This is a genomic window from Pseudomonas sp. GW823-FHT02C02 (assembly GCF_058797635.1).
Genome location: NZ_JBXAJV010000001.1, coordinates 18,855 through 40,582 on the forward strand (window position 1 = coordinate 18,855; position 21,728 = coordinate 40,582).

At 60.6% G+C, this 21,728-nt stretch carries 19 protein-coding genes; 7 read left to right on the top strand and 12 right to left on the bottom strand.

What is annotated here, in order from left to right:
• Nucleotides 1-41: 41 nt before the first annotated feature.
• Together AC1ROI_RS00085 and AC1ROI_RS00090 are read right to left on the bottom strand one after the other, a co-directional pair.
• Nucleotides 42-3,140 carry a multidrug efflux RND transporter permease subunit gene (locus AC1ROI_RS00085; RefSeq protein WP_102593761.1) on the bottom strand — a complete coding sequence of 1,033 codons (3,099 nt, stop codon included), beginning with the start codon at nt 3,138-3,140 and terminating at the stop codon, nt 42-44.
• Nucleotides 3,141-3,154: 14 nt separating this feature from the next.
• A complete protein-coding gene (locus tag AC1ROI_RS00090) occupies nt 3,155-4,312 on the bottom strand; it encodes an efflux RND transporter periplasmic adaptor subunit (protein ID WP_102593762.1) in 1,158 nt (385 codons plus the stop codon).
• Between the two features lie 294 nt (nt 4,313-4,606).
• On the opposite strand from AC1ROI_RS00090, the gene AC1ROI_RS00095 reads away from it, so the two are divergent.
• The 3 genes from AC1ROI_RS00095 to AC1ROI_RS00105 all read left to right on the top strand — a co-directional run bounded on the left by AC1ROI_RS00095 (nt 4,607) and on the right by AC1ROI_RS00105 (nt 9,061).
• Complete coding sequence (locus tag AC1ROI_RS00095; protein WP_010459989.1) at nt 4,607-5,308, top strand: response regulator; 702 nt, start codon at nt 4,607-4,609, stop codon at nt 5,306-5,308.
• A 4-nt stretch (nt 5,309-5,312) separates the two neighbouring features.
• A complete protein-coding gene (locus tag AC1ROI_RS00100; RefSeq protein ID WP_102593763.1) occupies nt 5,313-6,626 on the top strand; it encodes an ATP-binding protein in 1,314 nt (437 codons plus the stop codon).
• 158 nt (nt 6,627-6,784) lie between these two features.
• Entirely contained in the window at nt 6,785-9,061 is a 2,277-nt protein-coding gene (locus tag AC1ROI_RS00105; RefSeq protein WP_146012976.1) for a hypothetical protein, read from the top strand.
• Between the two features lie 137 nt (nt 9,062-9,198).
• On the opposite strand, the gene pncA is transcribed toward AC1ROI_RS00105, so the two are convergent.
• The 4 genes from pncA to AC1ROI_RS00125 all read right to left on the bottom strand — a co-directional run bounded on the left by pncA (nt 9,199) and on the right by AC1ROI_RS00125 (nt 11,724).
• Nucleotides 9,199-9,828: a bifunctional nicotinamidase/pyrazinamidase gene (gene pncA, locus AC1ROI_RS00110; RefSeq protein ID WP_102593765.1), complete on the bottom strand. Its 630-nt coding sequence runs from the start codon at nt 9,826-9,828 to the stop codon at nt 9,199-9,201.
• Between the two features lie 49 nt (nt 9,829-9,877).
• Entirely contained in the window at nt 9,878-10,645 is a 768-nt protein-coding gene (locus AC1ROI_RS00115) for an anti-sigma factor family protein (protein WP_010459997.1), read from the bottom strand.
• A complete protein-coding gene (locus AC1ROI_RS00120) occupies nt 10,642-11,127 on the bottom strand; it encodes an RNA polymerase sigma factor (RefSeq protein ID WP_077748369.1) in 486 nt (161 codons plus the stop codon). Before AC1ROI_RS00120 ends, AC1ROI_RS00115 begins: the two co-directional genes overlap by 4 nt.
• Nucleotides 11,128-11,193: 66 nt before the next feature.
• Entirely contained in the window at nt 11,194-11,724 is a 531-nt protein-coding gene (locus AC1ROI_RS00125; RefSeq protein WP_083376824.1) for a tetratricopeptide repeat protein, read from the bottom strand.
• 194 nt (nt 11,725-11,918) lie between these two features.
• Here AC1ROI_RS00125 and AC1ROI_RS00130 point away from each other — a divergent pair, with 194 nt between their 5' ends.
• The 3 genes from AC1ROI_RS00130 (at nt 11,919) to nudC (ending at nt 14,547) form a co-directional block, all read left to right on the top strand.
• Entirely contained in the window at nt 11,919-12,692 is a 774-nt protein-coding gene (locus AC1ROI_RS00130) for a class I SAM-dependent methyltransferase (RefSeq protein WP_102593767.1), read from the top strand.
• A 206-nt stretch (nt 12,693-12,898) separates the two neighbouring features.
• Complete coding sequence (locus tag AC1ROI_RS00135; protein ID WP_102593768.1) at nt 12,899-13,711, top strand: crotonase/enoyl-CoA hydratase family protein; 813 nt, start codon at nt 12,899-12,901, stop codon at nt 13,709-13,711.
• Nucleotides 13,712-13,716: 5 nt separating this feature from the next.
• Nucleotides 13,717-14,547: an NAD(+) diphosphatase gene (nudC, locus tag AC1ROI_RS00140; RefSeq protein WP_010460006.1), complete on the top strand. Its 831-nt coding sequence runs from the start codon at nt 13,717-13,719 to the stop codon at nt 14,545-14,547.
• Here the strand turns inward: nudC and AC1ROI_RS00145 are convergent.
• From AC1ROI_RS00145 to AC1ROI_RS00155, 3 genes are all read right to left on the bottom strand, one after another.
• Nucleotides 14,515-15,294 carry a TSUP family transporter gene (locus AC1ROI_RS00145; protein WP_102593769.1) on the bottom strand — a complete coding sequence of 260 codons (780 nt, stop codon included), beginning with the start codon at nt 15,292-15,294 and terminating at the stop codon, nt 14,515-14,517. The two genes, nudC and AC1ROI_RS00145, sit on opposite strands and share 33 nt — an antisense overlap.
• Nucleotides 15,295-15,558: 264 nt before the next feature.
• A complete protein-coding gene (locus AC1ROI_RS00150) occupies nt 15,559-16,035 on the bottom strand; it encodes a nuclear transport factor 2 family protein (RefSeq protein ID WP_010460010.1) in 477 nt (158 codons plus the stop codon).
• A 56-nt stretch (nt 16,036-16,091) separates the two neighbouring features.
• Nucleotides 16,092-16,655, bottom strand: a complete 564-nt coding sequence (locus AC1ROI_RS00155) for a TetR/AcrR family transcriptional regulator (RefSeq protein ID WP_102593770.1) — start codon at nt 16,653-16,655, stop codon at nt 16,092-16,094.
• Between the two features lie 236 nt (nt 16,656-16,891).
• Here AC1ROI_RS00155 and pssA point away from each other — a divergent pair, with 236 nt between their 5' ends.
• Nucleotides 16,892-18,235, top strand: coding sequence for a CDP-diacylglycerol--serine O-phosphatidyltransferase (gene pssA, locus AC1ROI_RS00160; RefSeq protein WP_010460013.1), 1,344 nt, complete (start codon nt 16,892-16,894; stop codon nt 18,233-18,235).
• A 3-nt stretch (nt 18,236-18,238) separates the two neighbouring features.
• Here the strand turns inward: pssA and AC1ROI_RS00165 are convergent, their stop codons facing one another.
• The 3 genes from AC1ROI_RS00165 to efeB form a co-directional block, all read right to left on the bottom strand.
• Entirely contained in the window at nt 18,239-19,408 is a 1,170-nt protein-coding gene (locus AC1ROI_RS00165) for an MFS transporter (RefSeq protein WP_083376821.1), read from the bottom strand.
• 161 nt (nt 19,409-19,569) lie between these two features.
• On the bottom strand, nt 19,570-20,394 hold the full coding sequence (gene efeO / locus AC1ROI_RS00170; RefSeq protein WP_083376820.1) for an iron uptake system protein EfeO: 825 nt from the start codon (nt 20,392-20,394) through the stop codon (nt 19,570-19,572).
• Between the two features lie 23 nt (nt 20,395-20,417).
• Nucleotides 20,418-21,716, bottom strand: a complete 1,299-nt coding sequence (gene efeB, locus AC1ROI_RS00175) for an iron uptake transporter deferrochelatase/peroxidase subunit (RefSeq protein WP_010460019.1) — start codon at nt 21,714-21,716, stop codon at nt 20,418-20,420.
• Nucleotides 21,717-21,728: the final 12 nt, after the last annotated feature.

A 21,728-nucleotide genomic window follows, 5' to 3' on the forward strand; every position in this document is an offset into this window, starting at 1 on the left:
CCAGAGAAAACAACCCGCTCCCGCAGGGGATATGTGGTGGGTTAGATGTCTTTATGGCGTTTGCGGACCAGCTTCATCACCACCACAAAAAACACCGGCACAAACACCACCGCCAGCGTCGCTGTGATCATCCCGCCGATCACCCCGGTGCCGATTGCTTGCTGACTCGCCGAACTGGCCCCGGTAGCAATTGCCAACGGCACCACACCCAGAATGAACGCCAGCGACGTCATCACAATCGGCCGCAACCGCAAGCGCGCGGCTTGCAGCGTGGCGTCGACCAAGTCATGCCCTTCGTCGTACAGGCTCTTGGCGAATTCGATGATCAGGATCGCGTTCTTCGCCGACAGGCCAATGATGGTGATCAGTCCGACCTTGAAGAACACGTCGTTGGGCATCCCGCGAAAGGTCACGGCCAGCACGGCGCCGAGCACACCCAGCGGCACTACCAGCAGCACCGATGTCGGAATCGACCAGCTTTCATACAGCGCCGCCAGGCAGAGGAACACGATCAACAGCGACAGCCCGAGCAGAATCGGTGCCTGACTGCCGGACAAACGTTCCTGCAACGACAACCCGGTCCACTCCTGACCCAACCCGGCCGGGCCGAGCGCAACCAGCCGCTCGATTTCCGCCATGGCTTCGCCGGTGCTGTGGCCGGGCGCCGGCTCGCCGGAAATGCTGATCGCCGAGTAGCCGTTGTAACGGGTCAACTGCGCCGGGCCCTGGGTCCATTTCGCCTGGACGAAGGCCGACAACGGCACCATTTTTCCGCCGTCGTTACGCACGTGGATCTTCAGCAGATCGGCCACCTGGCTGCGTTGATCGCCTTCAGCCTGAACCACCACCCGTTGCATCCGCCCCTGATTGGGGAAGTCGTTGATGTAGGCCGAACCGACCGCCGTGGAGAGCACGTTGCCAATGTCGGCAAAGGACACGCCCAAAGCGTTGGCCTGTTTGCGGTCGACTTCCAGCTGCACTTGCGGCGCCTCGGCCAGCGCGCTTTCGCGCACGTTCATCAGGATCGGGCTTTTCTCGGCGGCGGCGAGCAATTCGCTACGCGCTTTCATCAGCGTGGCATGACCGAGGCCGCCACGGTCCTGCAAGCGGAACTCGAAGCCGCTGGAAGTGCCGAGACCGTCAACCGGCGGCGGCAGCACCGAGAAGGCCACCGCATCCTTTATCTGGCTCAGGGCAATGTTGGCGCGGTCGGCAATCGAACTCGCCGAGTCGTCGCTGCCCCGATCCGACCAATCCTTCAGCGTGGTAAATGCCAGCGCGGCGTTTTGTCCGCTGCCGGAAAAACTGAAACCGAGAATCACTGTGCTGTCGCCGACACCCGGTTCCGTGGCGTTGTGCGCTTCAACTTGTTCCACGACCTTGACCGTGCGGTTTTTGCTCGCGCCCGGTGGTAGCTGAATGTCGGTGATGGTGTAGCCCTGATCCTCAACCGGCAGAAACGAGGAGGGCAGGCGACTGAAACACAGGCCCAGACCAATCAGCAGCACGCCGTAGATCAGCAGATAACGGCCCGTGCGTTTCAGTGCATACGCCACCCAACCTTGATAACGCTCGGTCAGACGCTCGAAACCACGGTTGAACCAACCAAAGAACCCGCTCTTTTCGTGATGCTCACCCTTGGCAATCGGCTTGAGCAGCGTCGCGCACAGCGCCGGGGTCAGGGTCAGCGCAAGGAAGGCGGAGAACAGGATCGAGGTGGCCATCGACAGCGAGAACTGTCGGTAAATCACCCCGACCGAGCCCTGCATGAACGCCATCGGAATAAACACCGCCACCAGCACCAGGGTGATGCCGATGATTGCCCCGGTAATCTGCTTCATCGCCTTGCGCGTCGCCTCTTTGGGCGACAGGCCCTCGGTGGCCATGATCCGCTCGACGTTTTCCACCACCACGATGGCGTCATCCACCAGAATGCCGATGGCCAGTACCATGCCGAACATGGTCAGTACGTTGATCGAGAAGCCCAGCGCGAGCATGGTCGCAAACGTGCCCATCAGCGCCACCGGCACCACCAGCGTCGGGATCAGCGTGTAGCGGATGTTCTGCAGGAACAGGAACATCACCGCAAACACCAGCAGCATCGCCTCGCCGAGGGTGTAAACCACTTTGGTGATCGAGACTTTGACGAACGGCGAGGTGTCGTAAGGAATCTTGTATTCCACGTTCGCCGGGAAGTAGCGCGCCAGTTCATCCATCTTCGCTCGCACCAGGGTAGCGGTGCTCAGCGCATTGGCGCCCGGCGCCAACTGTACGCTGACGGCGGTGGAAGGCTTGCCGTTCAGGCGCGTGCCGAACTGATATTCCTGGCTGCCGATCTCGACCCGCGCCACGTCCTTGATGCGCACGGTGGAACCGTCGGGGTTGGCCTTGAGGACGATGTCGGCGAATTCTTCCGGCGTCGACAATTGGCCTTTTACCAGAATGGTCGCGGTGATTTCCTGGGTGGTGCGCGTCGGCAAATCGCCGATGCTGCCGGCCGAGACCTGGGCGTTCTGCGCGACGATGGCGGCGTTGACGTCGCCCGGGGTCAGGTTGAAACCGATCAGCTTCTGCGGGTCGATCCAGATGCGCATCGCCCGTTCGGCGCCATACAACTGGGCTTTGCCGACGCCGTCCAGACGCTTGATCTCGTTCATCACGTTGCGCGCCAGGTAATCACTGAGCGCCACATCGTCGAGCTTGCCGTCGCTGGAAGTCAGGGTGATCAACAACAGGAAACCGGCGGAGACTTTCTCCACCTGCAAGCCTTGCTGATTGACCGCTTGGGGCAGGCGCGATTCCACGACTTTCAGCCGGTTTTGCACGTCGACCTGAGCCATTTCCGGGTGGGTGCCCGGCTGGAAAGTGGCCTTGATGGTGGCGCTGCCGAGGCTGCTCTGGGATTCGAAATACAACAGGTGATCAGCGCCGTTGAGCTCTTCCTCGATCAGGCTGACTACGCTCTCGTCGATGGTCTGCGCCGAAGCGCCGGGGTACACGGCGTAGATTTCGATCTGCGGCGGCGCGACGTCGGGGTATTGCGCCACCGGCAACTGAGGAATGGCCAAGGCGCCGGCCAGCAGGATGAACAGGGCAACCACCCAGGCGAACACCGGGCGATCGATAAAGAACTGCGGCATAAAAAGCGTCCTGCTTACTGACCAGAAACCTGGGCAAGTGGAAGAGGGGTGTTGTCGATCTGGACTTTTTCACCGGGCTTGGCGTGTTGCAGGCCTTCGGTGACGATGCGGTCGCCGGGGTTAAGGCCGGCGGTGACGATCCAGCGATCGTTCTGTACCGCGCCCAGTTCTACCGTTTGCTGGCCGATACGCTGCTCGGCGTCGATCACCAACACCTGGGCAATGCCGGCGCTGTCACGCTGAATGGACCGCTGCGGTACGCTGATGCCTTGCTGATTGACGGCTTGTTCGAGGCGCACCCGCACGAAGCTGCCCGGCAGCAAGTCGAGGTCCGGGTTGGGAAACTCGCTGCGCACGATAATCTGGCCAGTGCCAGGGTCGACAGTGATGTCGGTGAACAGCAGCTTGCCCGGCAGCGGGTAAAGGCTGCCGTCATCCTGAATCAGCGTGGCTTTGGCCTGGCCCTGGCCCACTTCCTTCAACTGCCCGGAACGGAAGGCACGGCGCAGGTCGTTGAGTTCCCGGGTCGATTGGGTCAGGTCGGCGTGAATCGGGTTCAGCTGCTGGATCAGTGCCAGCGGCGTGGTTTCGTTCTGCCCGACCAGCGCACCTTCGGTCACCAGCGCGCGGCCGATACGCCCGGAAATCGGCGCAGTGACGGTGGCGTAGCCGAGGTTGAGTTTCGCCCGGTCCACGGCGGCCTTGTTGGCGGCGACATCAGCAGCGGTTTGCCGGGCACTGGCCCGGGCGTTGTCGTAATCCTGGCCGCTGATGGCGTTGCCTTCGATCAACTGGGCATAACGCTGTTCCTGCAATTTGGCCTGGAACGCATTGGCTTCAGCCTTGCGCAAGGACGCTTCGGCGCTGTCGAGGTCAGCCTTGAAGGGCGCCGGGTCGATACGGAACAGCACATCGCCTTTTTTGACGTCGCTGCCTTCGCGAAAGGTGCGTTGCAACACGACGCCGGCGACCCGGGCGCGGACTTCGGCAATCCGTGGCGCGGCAATCCGCCCGCTCAGTTCACTGGTGATCGACAGGGGCCGGGCTTCGACAGTTTCGACGCGCACCGTGGCCAGAGGCGCCTGTTCTTCGGCGTTCGAGGACTTGTCACAAGCGCTCAGCGTCAATGCCAGCGCCATCAGGCTGAGCTTGGCAAGCAGGTTCTTTGACATGTAATTACCCCAATAATGACTGCCCGCATCCTACGGGGAGGCGAGGAGAGTAGCGGTGAAGCTTTGTTGGTGCTGTGTGAAATTGTGTAAGGGTTTTGCTCGCGGGCGTGCGGGGGCGTATATCCTTGGCCGCTTGAAACTTTTTGCGCCTGTCAGGCCGCCTTCGCGGGCAAGCCTCGCTCCTACCGTTAATCGCATTCCCTCGTAGGAGCGAGTATTCGCATTTCCCTGTACGAGCGAGGCTTGCCCGCGAAGAGGCCCCAAAGGTCGCCACTGCACTTTCTGGAAACACCCATGCCCAACATCCTCCTGGTCGAAGACGACACCGCGCTCTCCGAACTGATTGCCAGCTACCTGGAACGCAATGGCTATAGCGTCAGTGTGATCAGCCGTGGCGACCATGTGCGCGAGCGGGCGCGGGTCAATCCGCCGGACCTGGTCATCCTCGACCTGATGCTGCCCGGGCTCGATGGCCTGCAAGTCTGCCGCTTGCTGCGGGCGGATTCGGCCACGCTGCCGATCCTGATGCTCACCGCTCGCGACGACAGCCACGACCAGGTGCTGGGGCTGGAAATGGGCGCCGACGACTACGTCACCAAACCCTGCGAACCCCGCGTCTTGCTGGCCCGCGTGCGCACGCTGTTGCGCCGCAGCAGCCTCAGCGAACCGCAGACCGCCAACGACCGCATCCTCATGGGCAACTTGTGCATCGACTTGTCCGAGCGCACCGTGACTTGGCGCGATCAGCTGGTGGAGCTGTCCAGCGGTGAATACAACCTGCTGGTGGTGCTGGCCCGGCATGCCGGCGAAGTGCTGAGCCGCGACCAGATCCTGCAACGCCTGCGCGGCATCGAATTCAACGGCACCGACCGCTCGGTGGACGTGGCGATTTCCAAGTTGCGGCGCAAGTTCGACGACCACGCGGGCGAGGCGCGCAAGATCAAGACCGTGTGGGGCAAGGGCTACCTGTTCAGCCGTTCCGAGTGGGAATGCTGAGACGATGTTCAGGATCCTGTTTCGCCTCTATCTGGTGATGATCGTCTCGTACAGCGCGGCGATCTACCTGATGCCGGACTTGGTGATCAAGCTCTTCCATGAGCGGTTCGTCACCTACAACCTCGATTATTCGCGCGGGCTGCAAACCCTCATCGTCAAACAGTTCCATGCCGTGCCGGAAGCTCAATGGCCAGCGTTGGCGACTGAAATGGACAAGGAGTTTGCCCCGCTGCGCATCGTTCTGACCCGCCATGACGATCCCGACTTCACCCTCCAGGAGCGCCAGCGTTTGCAGCGTGGCGAGAACATCGTGCGCATCGGCGACTGGGGCTGGCGCACGCTCGCCGTGGCACCGCTGAATGAGCAGTCCGTTGTCGAAATGGTCGTACCGCCGGACCCGATGGACGTCAGCCTGTTGTACTGGAGCATCAACGTCCTGATCGGCGCGACCATGCTCGCCTGCCTGTTGCTGTGGCTGCGTCCGCACTGGCGCGATCTGGAACGGCTCAAAGGCACCGCCGAACGTTTCGGCAAGGGCCACCTCGGCGAACGCACACAGATCTCCTCGCACTCCAACATCGGCAGCCTGGCCACTGTCTTCGACACCATGGCCGGCGACATCGAAAACCTGCTCAACCAGCAACGCGACTTGCTCAACGCCGTGTCCCACGAACTGCGCACACCGCTGACGCGCCTGGACTTCGGCCTGGCCCTGGCGCTGTCCGACGACTTGCCGGCCGCCAGTCGCGAGCGGCTGCTGGGGCTGGTCGCGCACATACGGGAGCTGGATGAGCTGGTGCTGGAGTTGCTGTCCTACAGCCGACTGCAAAACCCGGCGCGGCTGCCGGAGCAGGTTGAAGTGTCGCTGGACGAGTTCATCGACAGCATTCTGGGCAGCGTCGATGAAGAACTGGAATCGCCGGACATCGTGATCGACGTGCTGCTGCATGGGCAACTTGAACGCTTCGTGCTGGACCCGCGACTGACGGCTCGCGCGATACAGAACCTGCTGCGCAATGCCATGCGCTATTGCGAAAAGCGTATTCAGATTGGCGTAAAGGTCTGTCCGAAAGGGTGTGAAATCTGGGTCGACGACGACGGCATCGGCATTCCCGACGATGAGCGCGAGAGGATTTTTGAACCGTTCTATCGACTGGATCGCAGCCGGGATCGGGCAACGGGCGGATTTGGCCTGGGGCTGGCGATCAGTCGTCGGGCGCTGGAAGCGCAGGGTGGCACGCTGACCGTTGAGGCATCGCCGCTCGGCGGAGCGCGATTCAAATTGTGGTTGCCGACGCCGGCCAGCACTTCGGCTTAAGGTCAGGCGCGTTTTCAGACTAAAGGTAGTCATTCAGGTTTTTAAGGTGCTGTACCTGTCAGATCTGACAGTAGCGGTCATCGGCCGGGCGGTGTTGAATAAAAAGGACGTGCTCTTTTCTATCCAGCCATCGCAGCCCGGCCTACAGGGACTTTCCCATGAATACGATGACCACATTCACCCTCGACAAACCCCTCATTCCGGGAATGAAAGAACCGATTCCGGGGCCGGACGGCGTCGACGCCGGGCTGCCACTGGCGTTGACTTACCTGTATCCGGAAGGGGTCAAAGTGTTCATCGAGCCTTCGTCCCTCGCGCAAGCCGGTGACACCTTCAAGTTGCAGCTCAACGGCGCAACGGTGGCCTCATTCCCCGTGATGGCGGGTGAAGAAGACAAGCGTGCGACTGTTTACGTGCAGACCCGGCACTGGACGGACGGGCTCAATACGCTCGATTGCTTGCTTGATCGCGCAGGCACCGAGATCGACGCTTCGGCGCCGTTGCGAGTGTTATTCCATGCGCAGCGCCCCGGCCTCGTGGATCAGTTTCCTGGCGAGGAAGGTCATTCGGAGCTATCGATTGAAGTCGAGTCAGAAGTGCTGGATCAAGGCGTGGACCCTGAGCGGGCGAGCGAAGGCGTTATCGTTACGCTGTCCTATCCGTTGATGAGGACGTTTGACCAGATTCGGCTCGATTGCAATTCCATTGTGCTCAACCACACGGTGACCCAGCCTGAAGTCGATCAGGGTTGGCTTGAGATGACGGTCGACGAAGCGACATTTGTTGCGGCTGGCGATAATCCGCGTTTTCGCATCAATTACACAGTGATCGATCGCGTAGGTAACGGGCCGGATGTCAACAGCCCGTACTCGGCCAGTCTGTATCTGTACGTTAACCTGAAGGGCACGTGGTATGACCCACCGATCGTCAGTGAAGACCCCGCCGATGCCGAAGACGATCCCGATACCATCGAGCTTGAAAAACTCGCGGGCAAACCGGCCACGGCGCAGGTTTACGTGCCGCGCGGTTGGTTGAAAGACGACGAAATCCACCTCACTTGCCGCTTCCGCAGCGCCGACGGATCGGAACCGGAAGACGTGTTGACGCTCATTGAAACAATCAAGAATGTCCCTTTCATGTATTCGCTGTCCGTTCCATACGATCGATTCGCCCGAGTTGCGGGCGGGACTGCCGTGTTCAGTTACACCCGCATGAGTCAGGGCAATAGGCTTGATCGTTCCATTGCGTTGAAGGTCGACGTCAAAGGCAAGGCTGTCTCCTTGCTGCAACCGCCATCGCTGGTGGGGGCGGGCACTCCACTGGACCCACTGGACTTTGTTGATGGCGTGACCGCTCGTGTGGAATTTCTTGACGATGTTCCCGGTGATCAGGCCCGACTGTTGGCCGAAGGTACACCCGGTCTCGGCTCGCCGACGTTCGCCGCCATAGCCTTCAACAAAAACCATCGGGCGAACTTTCTGCTCAAGCCACAGATGTTGATGGCCAATCATGGTGCGGTCATGAGCCTGTCCTGGGTGTTGCTCCGCGATACTGCGGCACAAGCCAGCGATTCACTGGATGTGACGATCAATCGAATAAAAGACAAGGATCCGCGCCTGCCAAAGCCGTCGATCCCTCAATCCCTCGGCAATAAGGTGCTGGATCTCGGCTCGTTTGCGGGCCCAGTGCAGGCGCAATGCGCGCCATGGCCCGGGATAGGACTTGGGCAATTGCGTTGGTTTCGCCTGCACGGTGTTGATGTAAATGGCAACGAGTACGTCATCCCTATCGCTCAGGGCGCACCTGTCACGAATGTTGAGATAGGCGGGCTGGACAACACGGTGCCACGGGATCTGCTGCTGAAGTTCAAGCCCGGAAGCCAGCTGCAAATGGTGTTGAAAGTGGGGTTCGACGGCAAGGACGATGAAAGCGCTGCCGTGGTGTTTGCCACACAGGAACTGACAGTATTGAACCTGCCCGCTCAGCGTCTGGAGGACTTTGACGATGCGCCCACCCAAACGGTGCGGCACGGCGGTGTCATTGATCTGTCCAGCATGCGGATCACGTTCAAGTCGGGAGAAGGCGAGGTTGCCGTCACCCCCCGCACTGAAATTGGCGAATCGTTTCCCGGACAGGTAGAAAACCAGGTGCTGAGCATCGGTCGCGAAGCGTTTGGCGCAGCGGCGGTGAACGTGGAATTGAAACTCAAGAACAGTTATTCACGGATCAGTTTCTGGCACGTCAGCTCCAATTACGACAACAGCACCGTGTCGTATTACACCGCCGCTGGAGCCTTGCTGGGCACACAGAAACTGGGGACATCATACGGTGGTCCGGTGAATGTTTCGTTTGATGCACCGGGTATCGCTCGGCTGGATTTTCACTGCCCTACGCCGGACTGGTTCTCACTCGATAATTTCAGAGTGGCTGATTAGGGTGGGGCCGAAACGGAACAGACTTGGTTATCGGTGAGTGAGCGATTGCAATTTCCAGGTAGCGTCTGCCAAGCCTGCGAAACTGCGTTCGAGTCGGGGCGCACTCGAACGCAGTCCTTGTGGGCAGGTGCCGGGGGTTAACCCGGCACTTGATCCGCTGAAACCAGATCAACGCCAGCCACCTGCATCCGCTCGATCGCAGCCGCTAACGATCCGTCCAGGTCAATCGCCCGGCACGCATCCAACACCACGAACACATTGAACCCCGCCGCCCGCGCATCCAGTGCCGAGAACATCACGCAGAAATCCAGCGCCAGTCCGACCAGGTAAAGCGTGTCGATGCCGCGTTCTTTCAAATAGCCGGCCAGACCGGTGGTGGTCTTGCGATCCGCTTCCAGAAATGCCGAGTAACTGTCGATGTCCGGGTTGCAGCCTTTGCGGATGATCAGTTGCGCGTGGTGCAGGTTGAGATCCTTGTGTAACTCGGCCCCTGCCGTCGCCCGTACACAATGATCCGGCCACAGTGTTTGCGCGCCGTAAGGCAGCTCGATGACCTCGTAAGGCTCACGGCCGGGATGGCTTGAAGCAAACGAGGCGTGGCCGGGTGGATGCCAGTCCTGGGCAATGATGACCTGTTTGAACCGGTCGCCCAGGCGGTTGATCAAGGGCACGATCAAGTCTCCCTCGGGCACCGGCAGTTGCCCCCCGGGGATGAAGTCGTTCTGTACGTCGATGACCAGCAAGGCTGTGCGAGAAGCGTTTGGCATGGGGAGGTTCCTCCTTGGAAAACAGACGCCAAGCATAGGGCAACTTCGCTCACGCGCTAAGTCGGCTACGCAACGATTTCGCCATGCCTTCCAGTTCCGCCGCCGGGTTATGCCCGATCAGCATCCACGCATGTTCCATGTCTGCCCAATACACCACATTCATCCTGTGCCGAATCTCATGGGAAAAATGCCGGCTACCACTGTTGGAGCGCTTGGCGCACAAGGCAATCGGACCATGTGCCGGGTCCAGATAAGTAATCTGCGCGATCGGCATGCCGTCGTATTCGAGGATCTGCGCGCGCTTCAATTCGGACCGTGGCAGGGCCAGTTTTGCAGGCGTCAGGCTCAGGCCCAGGCGCGCGTCGATGGTTCGCAGTTGCGCCCGTTGTGAGGCTTCGTCGACGGGCAAGTGTTCCAGGGTTTGTGGCACGTACAGCGACATATAGTCGGCGACCAGGCCCCGCCAGTTGCTTTTCTCCTGGCTCAGTTGCCAGGCAAGGAACAGTCGATCCGCCACCACGCCACTCACCACCAGGCCGGCCGCCGCCGCAAGGAATCGGCGTCGATTCAGGGCCGGACGCTCAGGCGAGGGCAAAGTGTCGAGCATCGACTGCAAGCGGTGGACAGGCGCCTGTTGGGTCAGTTCGTCATAAGCCTCTTTGAACGGCAGGCTGCTGCGGGCCAGCCATTGCAGGCGCAAGTTGAGTGTCGAGTCTTCGGCGACGGCCGCGTCGATGCGGGTGCGCTGGTCGGCATCGAGCTGATCGTCGAGGTACGCCACCAGTTCCTCGTCCGAAGGTGTCGCGCGCTCGTTCATCGACGTTCTCCCGTGAAAGGGTTCGGCACTGTGTGCAGTGGCGGATATTCAGCCAGTTTCACCCGTGCGGCGGCGAGGCGGCTCATGACGGTGCCGATGGGCACTTGCAGCACCTCGGCGACTTCGCGATACGACAGGCCTTCAACGTAAGCCAGGTACACCGTTTCACGCTGGGCCTCGGGCAGGGCGTCGACACGGCGGATGACCTGGGCGGCGAGCACATGGGTCTGCGCTACCGATTCCCCGTCAACCGACAACTGGCTGTCGGCATCGACCAGGCCCTGACCTTGGCGCACCCGTCGGGAGCGCACTTCGTTGAGCCAGATCGAATGCAAAATGCTCAACAGCCAGCGGTCCATGCGGGTGCCAGGGACAAACTGTCCGGCACGCTCAAGTGCCCGAACGCAGGTGGCTTGCACCAGGTCTTCGGCCACATGCCGTTGCCGGGACAGCAGCAGGCCGTAACGCCATAAACGCGTCAAATGCTGGCCCAGTTCTGTTCGTATTGCCTGATCGCTGGCGATGGCGACCTCCGTCTGTTCGGTGTGTCAGGTTTTCGATGAATCATTGATCGCTTCGGCCAGGTCCTGATATTCCTCACACGTACTGCCACAGATCGATTTGATCTGCTGCAACTGCTCTTGCGCCAGGTCCAGCCGACCTTTGATCACGTAAGCCTCGCCGAGGTATTCACGCACTTGCGCATAGTGCGGGTCGAGTTTGACCGATTGCAGGTAATAACCGATGCCTTCGTCGGTACGCCCCAGTTTACGCGTGGCATAGCCGCGGTAGTTCAGAGCCTTGGCCGTATTTGGATTCTTGAGCGTATCGAGCAGGGCCAGGGCTTCTTCGTAGCGACCGTCCTTGGCCAGGCGGTAGGCGTAATCGGTGCGGTCAGCGTCCGGGACCAGGCTGCTGGTTTGCATGACGCACTTCTGCGATTTGGTGTCGAACACCTGGCCTTTGGGGCAGTTGGGTTTGGCCGGAGCGTCATCGTCGCCATCGGCCAGGGCCAGTGAACCGGACAACGCAACGGCGAGCAACAGCGGGGCGGTGAAAACAGCAAAACGGATAGTCATGGAAAATGCTCGGCGAGTTGATTCGATTGAGTGTAAACCACGCCCCGGCCGCAGGCGGCAGCCGCAAGGGCAATTCTCATGGTGCGTTGATTGGAGAACACCGCAGGGTGAACAATTATTCATTTCTTTGGCGGGGAAAGCTCAAATCGAGGCGCTATGCTCGACAGCATTCGTTGTTGTTCAGGAGCACTGCCATGAAAGATCAGGTCCATCATTCTGCGGCTGCGGGTTACAAAACCGGGGCCGATACTTATGTTCGCGGCCGCCCGGACTACCCGCCGCAAGTGGCCGAGTGGCTGAGCGAAACCCTGGGCTTGAACGCGGGCAAAACCGTGATCGATCTGGGCGCGGGCGCCGGTAAATTCACTGGACGCCTGGTCGCGACCGGCGCGCAGGTGATTGCCGTGGAACCGGTGTCGCAGATGCTTGAGAAGTTGTCCGACGCGTTCCCCGATGTGTTGGCGGTGAGCGGCACCGCGATGGATTTGCCGCTGCCGGATGCATCGGTGGACGTGGTGGTCTGCGCCCAGGCCTTTCACTGGTTTGCCAGCACTGAAGCTCTGACCGAAATCGCCCGGGTCCTCAAGCCCGGTGGCAGGCTGGGCCTGGTGTGGAACCTGCGCGATACCAAGGTGAGTTGGGTGCCGAAACTGGATGCGATCGTCAACGCGCTGGAAGGCGATACGCCGCGCTACTACACGGGAGCCTGGCGTCAGGCCTTTCCTCATCCGGCGTTCGGGCCGTTGCAAGCCCAGTATTTCAGCCATGGGCACACGGGGGCGCCGGAAGATGTGATCTTCAATCGCGTGCGCTCGACCAGTTTTATTGCGGCGCTGCCCGAGGAACAGCGGGAGAGGGTGGATGAACAGATGCGGGCGTTGATTGCCGGGGAGCCTGACTTGCGCGGCAAGGATGTGGTGACCGTACCTTATGAAACCGTGGCGTTTGTGGCGGTGAAGGGCAGTTAGATCGGCGGTGCTGCCTTCGCGGGCAAGCCTCGCTCCTACAAAGGCACCGTATGCCCGTGGGAGCGAGGCTTGCCCGCGAAGAGGTCAGATCAGACACTGGAGAACCCGAGGCAGTCCCGCTTTTGGCCGAACCACTGCCTTACTCCCCCACGCAATGCCTTGTTATAGTCCGGTCCTCATTTTTGCCCGGTAAAAGGATCACTGCCATGTCTCAGTACACCGCGTTCACCGTCGAACTGGCCGATAAAATCGCCCATGTGCAGATCAACCGCCCGGAAAAGATCAATTCGATGAACGCCGCGTTCTGGAGCGAGATCATCGACATTTTCCAGTGGATCGATGACACCGATGAAGCCCGGGTTGTTGTACTCAGTGGCGCCGGCAAGCACTTTTCCTCCGGCATCGACCTGATGATGCTGGCCGGGGTGGCCAATGAACTGGGCAAGGACGTCGGCCGCAATGCACGTCTGCTGCGCCGCAAGATCCTCGCTCTGCAAGCGTCGTTCAACGCCGTCGATAACTGCCGCAAGCCGGTGCTGGCGGCGATTCAGGGTTATTGCCTGGGCGGCGCCATCGACCTGATTGCCGCGTGCGACATGCGTTACGCCGCCGAGGACGCGCAATTTTCGATCAAGGAAATCGACATCGGCATGGCCGCCGACGTTGGCACTTTGCAACGTTTGCCGCGGATCATCGGTGACGGCATGCTGCGTGAACTGGCTTACACTGGTCGCACCTTTGGCGCCGAGGAAGCGCGCAACATCGGCCTGGTCAATCGCGTTTACAGCGACCAGGTCAGCCTGTTGGACGGTGTGATGGGCATTGCCCGGGAAATCGCCAGCAAGTCGCCGATCGCGGTCACCGGCACCAAAGAGATGATCAGCTACATGCGCGACCACCGCATCGACGACGGCCTCGAATACGTTGCCACCTGGAACGCCGCCATGTTGCAATCCACCGATTTGCGGGTGGCCATGGCTGCCCATATGAGCAAACAGAAACCCGAATTTCTGGACTGATTAAAATGACTTCACGCTGGACCACCGCAGTACTGGACACCGATCAACCTGGCGGCTGGGCCGTGGCTCGCAGCCCCGAAGGCTTTCTGTTCGACGACAATGGCGCGCTGTTCCCCCGCGAATGGCTCAAACGCCAGGACCTGTCGATCCTGGCCGAACATGGCATCGGTCACCTGGATGGCGAACCGGTCTACCTGCTGGAATTGCGCAGTCACAGCGAAGTACCGGGCTGCAACTGGAAAGGCTTGCGGGCGTTCATGCTCGATGGCGATCACACGGTGTACAAGGTGCTTGGTTATGCTGCGCAGATCGGCACCTGGTACCGCGAGCATCGCTTTTGTGGCAATTGCGGTCAGGCGGCGACGCAAGTTCCTCGTGAGCGTGCGATGTACTGCGAACCGTGTGATTTGCGTTATTACCCGCGCATCTCGCCGAGCATGATTGTGCTGGTGACCCGGGGCGACGAGGTGCTGTTGGCCCGTTCGCCACGTTTCGTGACCGGGGTCTACAGCACGTTGGCGGGGTTTGCCGAGCCGGGCGAGTCAGCCGAGGACTGCCTGATTCGCGAAGTGCGCGAGGAGGTGCAGATCGAGGTCAAGAACATCCAGTACCTGGGCAGCCAGTGCTGGCCGTTCCCGCATTCAATGATGCTCGGCTTTCACGCCGAGTACGCCGGTGGCGAGATTGTCTGTCAGGAAGACGAGATTGAAGACGCCCAGTGGTTCAACGTTCATGAGTTGCCACCCTTGCCGGCGTCGCGCTCGATTGCCCGTTACCTCATCGACGTCTACGTGGCGCGGCGCTTAGGCCACGCTGAACCAGTGCTGCCAGGCTAGCCGCACGGTCAAGCCCAGCACTACGGTGATGAACACCGGGCGAATGAACTTCGCGCCGCCGCTGATGGCGGTGCGAGCCCCGAAGAACGCGCCGACCATCACCGACAGGCCCATGCTCAGGCCGATGATCCAGTCCACCTGCCCGGAAAACACGAACACCGACAGCGCCGCGATGTTGCTGACGAAGTTCATGCTGCGCGCCACGCCGCTGGCCTTCACCAGGTCGATGGGATACATCAGCAGACTGCTGACAGTCCAGAACGCGCCGGTGCCCGGACCGGCCACTCCGTCGTAGAAACCGAGGCTGAAGCCTTGGGTCGATTGCCACTTTTTCTTGATCGGTGCGTCGCTGTCCAGCGGCGCTTTTGGCGTGCCGCCGAACAACAGGTACAGGCCACAGGCAAACACAATCACCGGCAGCATTTTGTTCAGCCATTCGGCGGGCAGGTAATGCGCGACCACGGCGCCGGTCAGTGCACCGACCAGCGTACCGACAATGGCATGCACCCACTGCCGGGGATGGAACAGCTTGCGGCGGTAGAAGGTAAAACTGGCGGTGGCGGAGCCGAAGGTCGAACTCAGCTTGTTGGTGCCCAGCACCAGGTGTGGCGGCAGGCCGGCGGTCAACAGCGCTGGGGTAGTCAGCAGACCGCCACCGCCGGCGATGGCGTCGATGAAACCGGCAATGAAGGCGACAATGGCCAGAATGGCCAGGGTGGTGAGGTCAACGCTGAGTTCAAAAGGCATGGAAATCGGCTTATTCGGCGGGGTGCAGCAAGGGGCTGCGGGGAAGGGCCGATATCTTACCTAGATCCAGACTTTGCGGCGACTGGTCTGGCCCTTTCGCGGGCAAGCCTCGCTCCTACGGGATTGTGGTCATCACAAAATGGGCGGACGACATAAATCCCGTAGGAGCGAGGCTTGCCCGCGAAGGCTGATTCACAGTCAACAAATAAGTGGCCTGTTACATCGCCCTCGCGGGCAAACCTCGTTCCTACAGGGGATCAGCGGTTACAGACCGAGGTCGGACAAGCTCGGATGATCATCCGGGCGACGTCCCAGTGGCCAATGGAACTTGCGGTCGCTTTCCTTGATCGGCATGTCGTTGATGCAGGCAAACCGGTTGGCCATCAAACCGTTTTCATCGAACTCCCAGTTTTCGTTGCCGTAGGAACGGAACCAGTTACCCGAGTCGTCGTGCCATTCATAGGCATAACGTACGGCGATGCGGTTGCCGGTGAAGGCCCAGAGTTCCTTGATCAGGCGATAATCCAGTTCCTTGGCCCACTTGCGGGTCAGGAAACCTTTGGCTTCTTCGCGGTTGTAGGCGAACTCGGCGCGGTTACGCCACTTGGTGTCCAGGGTGTAGGCCAGCGACACGCGTTCCGGGTCGCGGGAGTTCCAGCCGTCTTCGGCCAGGCGAACTTTTTCAATGGCTGATTCACGGGTAAACGGCGGCAATGGCGGACGAACTTCGGCGTTAGACATATATAGTCTCCCTTTCAAGTTAGAGTTCGAGCAAGTTGTCAGGCTTGGTTCAAGTGTTACAGGTCCAATAACTTTCGCGCCATGCATTGCGCATTATCGGCGGCACTGTGATCACCCATCACAAGCGCTACGGTAATGGCGCCGTCGATCAGGATCAGCAGCTGTTTGGCCAGCGTCTCCGGGTCGTTAGCGCCATGTTCGGTGCAGAGCTCGCACACGTAGTCGAGCAGCTTTTGTTTGTGGTCTTTGGCGACCAGGCGAACCGGGTCTGACGGGTCGCCGGTTTCACCACTGGTATTGATGAACGCACAGCCACGGAAGCCTTCAGAGGCGAACCAGGCCTTGAGCACGGTAAACAGGTTGAGCAGGCGGTCGGCCGGGGTTTCAGCCTGGTCGACTTCACTTCTGTACCAGTGCATCCAGCGCGCGTCGCGGCGTTGCAGGGCGGCGACGGTCAGCTCCTCCTTGTTGGCGAAGTAGCGGTAGATACTTTTTCTGGAGACGCCGGCGGTCTTTACCAGAAGATCCATGCCGGTGGCGGCGATGCCACTTTTATAGATCAACTTTTCGGTGACATCCAGAATGATGTCGCGTGTGTCGTTGCTTGTGATTTCGTTCATGTGGCGAACAGTAGAACGATCGTTCTCCTTGGTCAACAGGTTTTTAGAAAGATCGTTCCCGCGCTCTGCGTGGGAATGCATCCCGTGACGCTCCGCGTCACATTTCGAAGCGGACGCAGAGCGTCCATGGCGGCATTCCCACGCAGAGCGCGGGAACGATCGGTGCCGTGGGAAGACCCAAGCGGATCCATGGTGTAAGCTCTCGGACTCTTCGGAATTGACCCTTTGCGAGCCCTATGCCGTCGCTTTTCAAACGCTCTCTGCTGCCTAAGCTGCGCAGTTTTCCGCTGACCGCCGATGCCGTCACCATTCTTTCCGGCGCTGCCGAGTTCCGGCGTTGCCTGCTGGAAAAAATCGCCAGTGCCACCCAACGCATCTATATCGTTGCGCTGTACTTGCAACAGGACGAGGCCGGTCAGGAAATCCTTGATGCCTTGCACGCCGCCAAACTGAAGCGTCCGGAACTGGACGTGGTCGTGGTGGTTGACTGGCTGCGCGCTCAGCGCGGCTTGATCGGTGCCGGCAAACAGCCGGGCAACTCGGCCTGGTACCAGGAAGCGACGCGCACCCACGAAAGTGTTGTGCCGGTGTACGGCGTGCCGGTGCAGACTCGCGAGTTGTTCGGCGTGCTGCATTTGAAAGGCTTTGTGATCGATGACTGCGTGATCTACAGCGGCGCGAGCCTGAACAACGTTTACCTGCACAAGTTCGACAAGTACCGCTACGACCGTTATCACCTGCTGCAGAACCACGCACTGGCTGATTCCATGCAGCACTTGATCCAGCACGGTCTGATCGCTTCCAAAGCGGTGCATCGCCTCGACCTGCCGAACCTGCCGACCACCCGCAGCCTGCGCAACGACATTGGCGATTTGCGCAGCCGCCTCAAGCACGCGGCGTACGACACCACGGCCGGCAGTACGGCGAAGGGCGGTTTGTCGGTGAGTCCGCTGCTCGGTGTGGGCAAGAACAACCCGTTGAGCCGAGTGATTTGCGAGTTGATCGCCAGCGCTCAACATCAGTTGACCATCTGCACGCCGTATTTCAACCTGCCATTGGCGGTGACCCGGGAAATCAACCGGGCCCTGGGGCGCGGCGTGAAAATCGACATCGTGGTCGGCGACAAGACCGCCAACGACTTCTTCATCCCGCCGAGCGAGCCGTTCAAGGTGATCGCCGCGTTGCCGTATCTTTACGAGATCAGCCTGCGGCGCTTTGCCAAACGCCATCAACACAGCATCGACAGCGGCAAGTTGAACCTGCATTTGTGGAAGGACGGCGACAACACCTATCACCTCAAAGGCATGTGGATCGACAAGCGCTACACCTTGCTGACCGGTAATAACCTCAACCCACGGGCGTTCCGCCTCGACCTTGAGAACGCGTTGCTGATCGATGACCCGAAAGGCGAATTGCTGGAGCCGCGCAGTAAAGAACTGGGCGAGATTTTCCACAACACCACGCGCATCCAGCGATATCAGGATCTGGAAACGCTGCTGGAATACCCGGCGGCGGTGGCCAAGTTCCTCAAGCGTGTCAGTCGGGTGCGGATCGAGCGGTTGCTCTATCGGATTTTGTAACCCTCAGTGCTGCCGCGTCTGTGGCCACAACGCCACCAGCAGCAACAGCGCAGCGGCAACCAGGTAGGGAAGGCGCGGATCGACGTCGTAGATCAACGTCGCCGCCAGCGGTCCGATGACCACGCCAAAGCCTTGCGCGGCACCAATGGAGCCGGCGGTGGCGCCTTGTTCCGAGGCGTCGACCGCGTTGGCCGCCAGTGCGGCGAATGACGGAAAGATCAGTCCCATCCCGCCCGCCGACACGAAAAAGCACAGCCATAAACCCCACGCAGCATCCGCCAGGATGCTGCCGGCAAAGCCCACGGCCGCCACCAGTGCGCCCGCGCGGATGAGCCGCAGCGGCGGCCATTCAAGCCGGCGCACCAGCAGTTGCGAACAGATCAGCGCGAAACCGACCATGGTCAAGGCGATACCCGCGGTTTGCGCGGCATCGGCCGGGTTCATGCCGAGTCGGTCGAGGGCGAAGAAGCCGACGGTGATCTGCGCAATCGACACACAGAGCATCGCCACAAACGCGACGGCCATTGGGCGACGCAGTCGTGGATCGTTCAGATGAACCTTGCGCGGCGCTTGCCGCAGGTGCAGTTCCTGACCCTTGAGTTTGTAGTGCAGCACCACAAACGCCAGTAACGGCAGGATCGCCATGGCATAGAACGGCAGGCTCAGACTGAAACGCGACAACAACGCCGCAATCGCCGGGCCGATCACCAGCCCGCAGGCGTTGGCCGCGCCCAGGGCCGCCATGGCTTTGGCGCGGTGTTGCGGCTCGATGTTGTCGGCGATCAGCGCGTTGCCGCCCACCGGAATCGCGGCATAGAACACGCCGATCAGGCCGCGTCCGATCATCAACCCGATAAACCCCAACAGCGCCGACGGCAGAAAACGCAACGAGGCATCGATGAACAGGCACAAGGCCCAGTAGGCGAGGGTGAAGCCGGCTGTGGCGATCAACAGAATCCGTCGCCGGCCATAGCGATCACTGGCCTGGCCCCAGGGGCGGGCGAGCAACATCCAGATCACCCCGGACACCGTCACCGCCGCGCCGGCCTGCCAGGTGGCCAGGCCCAACACCCGGGCGATAGGTCCGATCAGGGAGACGAACGCCATCATCGACATGGAACAGGCCATGTTGGCGACCATGAGTGGGCGCAGGTCGAAGGCAGGGGTGGTCATGGTGAGTCTTCCGTGAGCTTTTATTATTGGCGGGGGATGTTAGCGCGGGTTATGTGCAAGGCAGGAGGAATATCGGTGAGCGTGATAATGCCTTCGCGGGCAAGCCTCGCAGCAGGAGCGAGGCTTGCCCGCGAAGAAGCCCGCCAAAACGCTACGAAAAATCAGTTCAAACCCAATTTCCCACGCAATGTGGAAAGGTCTTCAGCCAACGTATTCACCGGCCCAACCAACGCCTTGCGGTCGTTCTCTTTCACCTTGTCATACGTCTCGAACCCACCATCCCCGGTTTTGTACTTCGCCAGAATCTTGTTCACGCTGGCAAAGTTCTTGTCGACCTTGGCAATAAACGCCGCGTCCTGCTTTTCGATCTGCGGACGGAACAGGTCGACGATTTTCTTCGCGCCGTCGATGTTGCCCTGGAAGTCATACAGGTCAGTGTGGCTGTAGCGGTCTTCTTCACCGGAGATCTTGGTGGCCGCCACTTCTTCAAGCAAGGCAGCGGCGCCGCCCACCACTTTCTCGGGCGGGAAGGTCAGGCCGGCGACGCGGGTTTGCAGGTCTTTGACGTCTTTGTTCAAGCCATCGGCCAGTTGATCGAGACCCTGGGTGCTGTTTTGCGAGAACAGCGAATATTCAATGCGGTGGAAACCGGTGAAATCTTCGGCCGTCACGCCTTTTTCGTGGTCATCAACGCGTGAGTCGATGGAGGCATCGAGGTCGCTGAACAGCTCGGCAATCGGCTCGATCGATTCGTAGAAAACCCGGGTCGGTGCGTACAGTTTCCTGGCGGTGGCCAAGTCGCCTTTTTTCACTGCATCGGTGAACTGCTGTGTGTGGCTGGCCAGCTCATCCAGTTGCTCGGTGACATAGATTTTGTAATCCGAAATCGGCTGCACCAACTCCAGCGGCGCCGTCGCCGCGAAAGCCGACAGCGGGGTATTGAGCAAGCCTAGGGTCAGCAATAACGCGAGGGGCGACTTTTTCATGGGACGGTTCCGTGTGGGGTTGTTCAGGTGTTTGTTTTGGGTGAGGCAGCGTCAAGCAGCGAGCGACCGATGAAGTCCTGGTCGCCCGTCACACCCGGCAGGGTGAAGAAGTAACCGCCGCCGACCGGCTTGAGGTATTCCTCCAGCGGCTCGCCGTTGAGTCGGGTCTGCACGGTGATAAAACCTTTGTCCAGATCGGCCTGGTAGCAGATGAACAACAAACCCATGTCCAACTGGCCGTTCTTGTTCACGCCGTTGGAGTAGTTGAACGGCCGGCGCAGGATCAGGTTGGCCTGGGTCGCAGCAGTGCGCGGGTTGGCCAGGCGGATATGCGCGTCGAGTTTGGTCAGTTTGCCTTGCGGGTCCTTGGCGTAGTCCGGAACTTCAGTTTCATGGGCGCCGCCCATGGGCGCGCCGGTGGCTTTTATGCGTCCGAGAATGCTTTCCTGTTCCTGCAAGGGCGTGCGGTCCCAGCGCTCGACGAAGTTGCGGATGATCCGCACCGCCTGATAGCTGCCATTGGCGGCCCACGCCGGTTCGTCGCTGCCCGGTTGCACCCAGACGATGCTGTCCATGGACTTGGCATCGTTGGAGTCCGGGTTCGCCGAGCCGTCGCGAAACCCCAGGAAATTGCGTGCGCTCTGCGCCGGCACACCGGGTTTCGTCGGCGCCTGGGGCGGCACGCTGCCTTCCTGTTTCCAGCGCACCAGCAGCAGGTCCGGCAGGTTTTTCACAATGTCGCGCAGGGCGTGGATGTTGGTGTCGGTGGTGTTGGCGCAAAACTGCAGACTCAGGTCGCCGTGGCAGCAATCGGCGTCCAGAGCATCGTTAGGAAAACCGACCATGCGGCTCAACCGTTTGGGCTTGGCCGCGGCCAGGCCGAAGCGCTCGTCGAACAGCGACTCGCCCACCGATACGGTGATGGTCAGGTTGTCCGGCGTGACCACCGGGCCGAGGATGCCCGAATCCACCGGGGGCAGTTTCGGATCGACTTGCGCCACCGGTCCGCCCTGCATCAGGAACGCGATGCGCTCGTTGAGGGTGCGGAATAGCCGTTCCAGGTCCTCGCGATCACTGGCCAGCACATCAAACGACACCAACATGCCGGACGCCGGGCGCGGAGTGACGATGCCGGTCTGGTGCTTGCCGTGGAACGCGTGGCGGTCTTCGGTCTTGTCGCTGCTTGGTGCTTCGGTGACTTGCGCGGGGCTTGCGGCCATCGCCGGGCAGCTCAGTGCGGAGCCTGCCAGCGCAACACCCGCAGCGCCCATGCCCATCAATACCCGGCGACGCTGGAGGTTGAAGTGTTCTGAATCGTTCATCGGTTTTGAGTC

Excerpts from the sequence above, each read along its gene's own strand:
- AC1ROI_RS00085 (WP_102593761.1), bottom strand. The coding sequence starts at position 3,140 with ATGCCGCAGTTCTTTATCGATCGCCCGGTGTTCGCCTGGGTGGTTGCC.
- AC1ROI_RS00090 (WP_102593762.1), bottom strand. The coding sequence starts at position 4,312 with ATGTCAAAGAACCTGCTTGCCAAGCTCAGCCTGATGGCGCTGGCATTG.
- AC1ROI_RS00095 (WP_010459989.1), top strand. The coding sequence starts at position 4,607 with ATGCCCAACATCCTCCTGGTCGAAGACGACACCGCGCTCTCCGAACTG.
- AC1ROI_RS00100 (WP_102593763.1), top strand. The coding sequence starts at position 5,313 with ATGTTCAGGATCCTGTTTCGCCTCTATCTGGTGATGATCGTCTCGTAC.
- AC1ROI_RS00105 (WP_146012976.1), top strand. The coding sequence starts at position 6,785 with ATGAATACGATGACCACATTCACCCTCGACAAACCCCTCATTCCGGGA.
- pncA (WP_102593765.1), bottom strand. The coding sequence starts at position 9,828 with ATGCCAAACGCTTCTCGCACAGCCTTGCTGGTCATCGACGTACAGAAC.
- AC1ROI_RS00115 (WP_010459997.1), bottom strand. The coding sequence starts at position 10,645 with ATGAACGAGCGCGCGACACCTTCGGACGAGGAACTGGTGGCGTACCTC.
- AC1ROI_RS00125 (WP_083376824.1), bottom strand. The coding sequence starts at position 11,724 with ATGACTATCCGTTTTGCTGTTTTCACCGCCCCGCTGTTGCTCGCCGTT.
- AC1ROI_RS00130 (WP_102593767.1), top strand. The coding sequence starts at position 11,919 with ATGAAAGATCAGGTCCATCATTCTGCGGCTGCGGGTTACAAAACCGGG.
- AC1ROI_RS00135 (WP_102593768.1), top strand. The coding sequence starts at position 12,899 with ATGTCTCAGTACACCGCGTTCACCGTCGAACTGGCCGATAAAATCGCC.
- nudC (WP_010460006.1), top strand. The coding sequence starts at position 13,717 with ATGACTTCACGCTGGACCACCGCAGTACTGGACACCGATCAACCTGGC.
- AC1ROI_RS00145 (WP_102593769.1), bottom strand. The coding sequence starts at position 15,294 with ATGCCTTTTGAACTCAGCGTTGACCTCACCACCCTGGCCATTCTGGCC.
- AC1ROI_RS00150 (WP_010460010.1), bottom strand. The coding sequence starts at position 16,035 with ATGTCTAACGCCGAAGTTCGTCCGCCATTGCCGCCGTTTACCCGTGAA.
- AC1ROI_RS00155 (WP_102593770.1), bottom strand. The coding sequence starts at position 16,655 with ATGAACGAAATCACAAGCAACGACACACGCGACATCATTCTGGATGTC.
- pssA (WP_010460013.1), top strand. The coding sequence starts at position 16,892 with ATGCCGTCGCTTTTCAAACGCTCTCTGCTGCCTAAGCTGCGCAGTTTT.
- AC1ROI_RS00165 (WP_083376821.1), bottom strand. The coding sequence starts at position 19,408 with ATGACCACCCCTGCCTTCGACCTGCGCCCACTCATGGTCGCCAACATG.
- efeO (WP_083376820.1), bottom strand. The coding sequence starts at position 20,394 with ATGAAAAAGTCGCCCCTCGCGTTATTGCTGACCCTAGGCTTGCTCAAT.
- efeB (WP_010460019.1), bottom strand. The coding sequence starts at position 21,716 with ATGAACGATTCAGAACACTTCAACCTCCAGCGTCGCCGGGTATTGATG.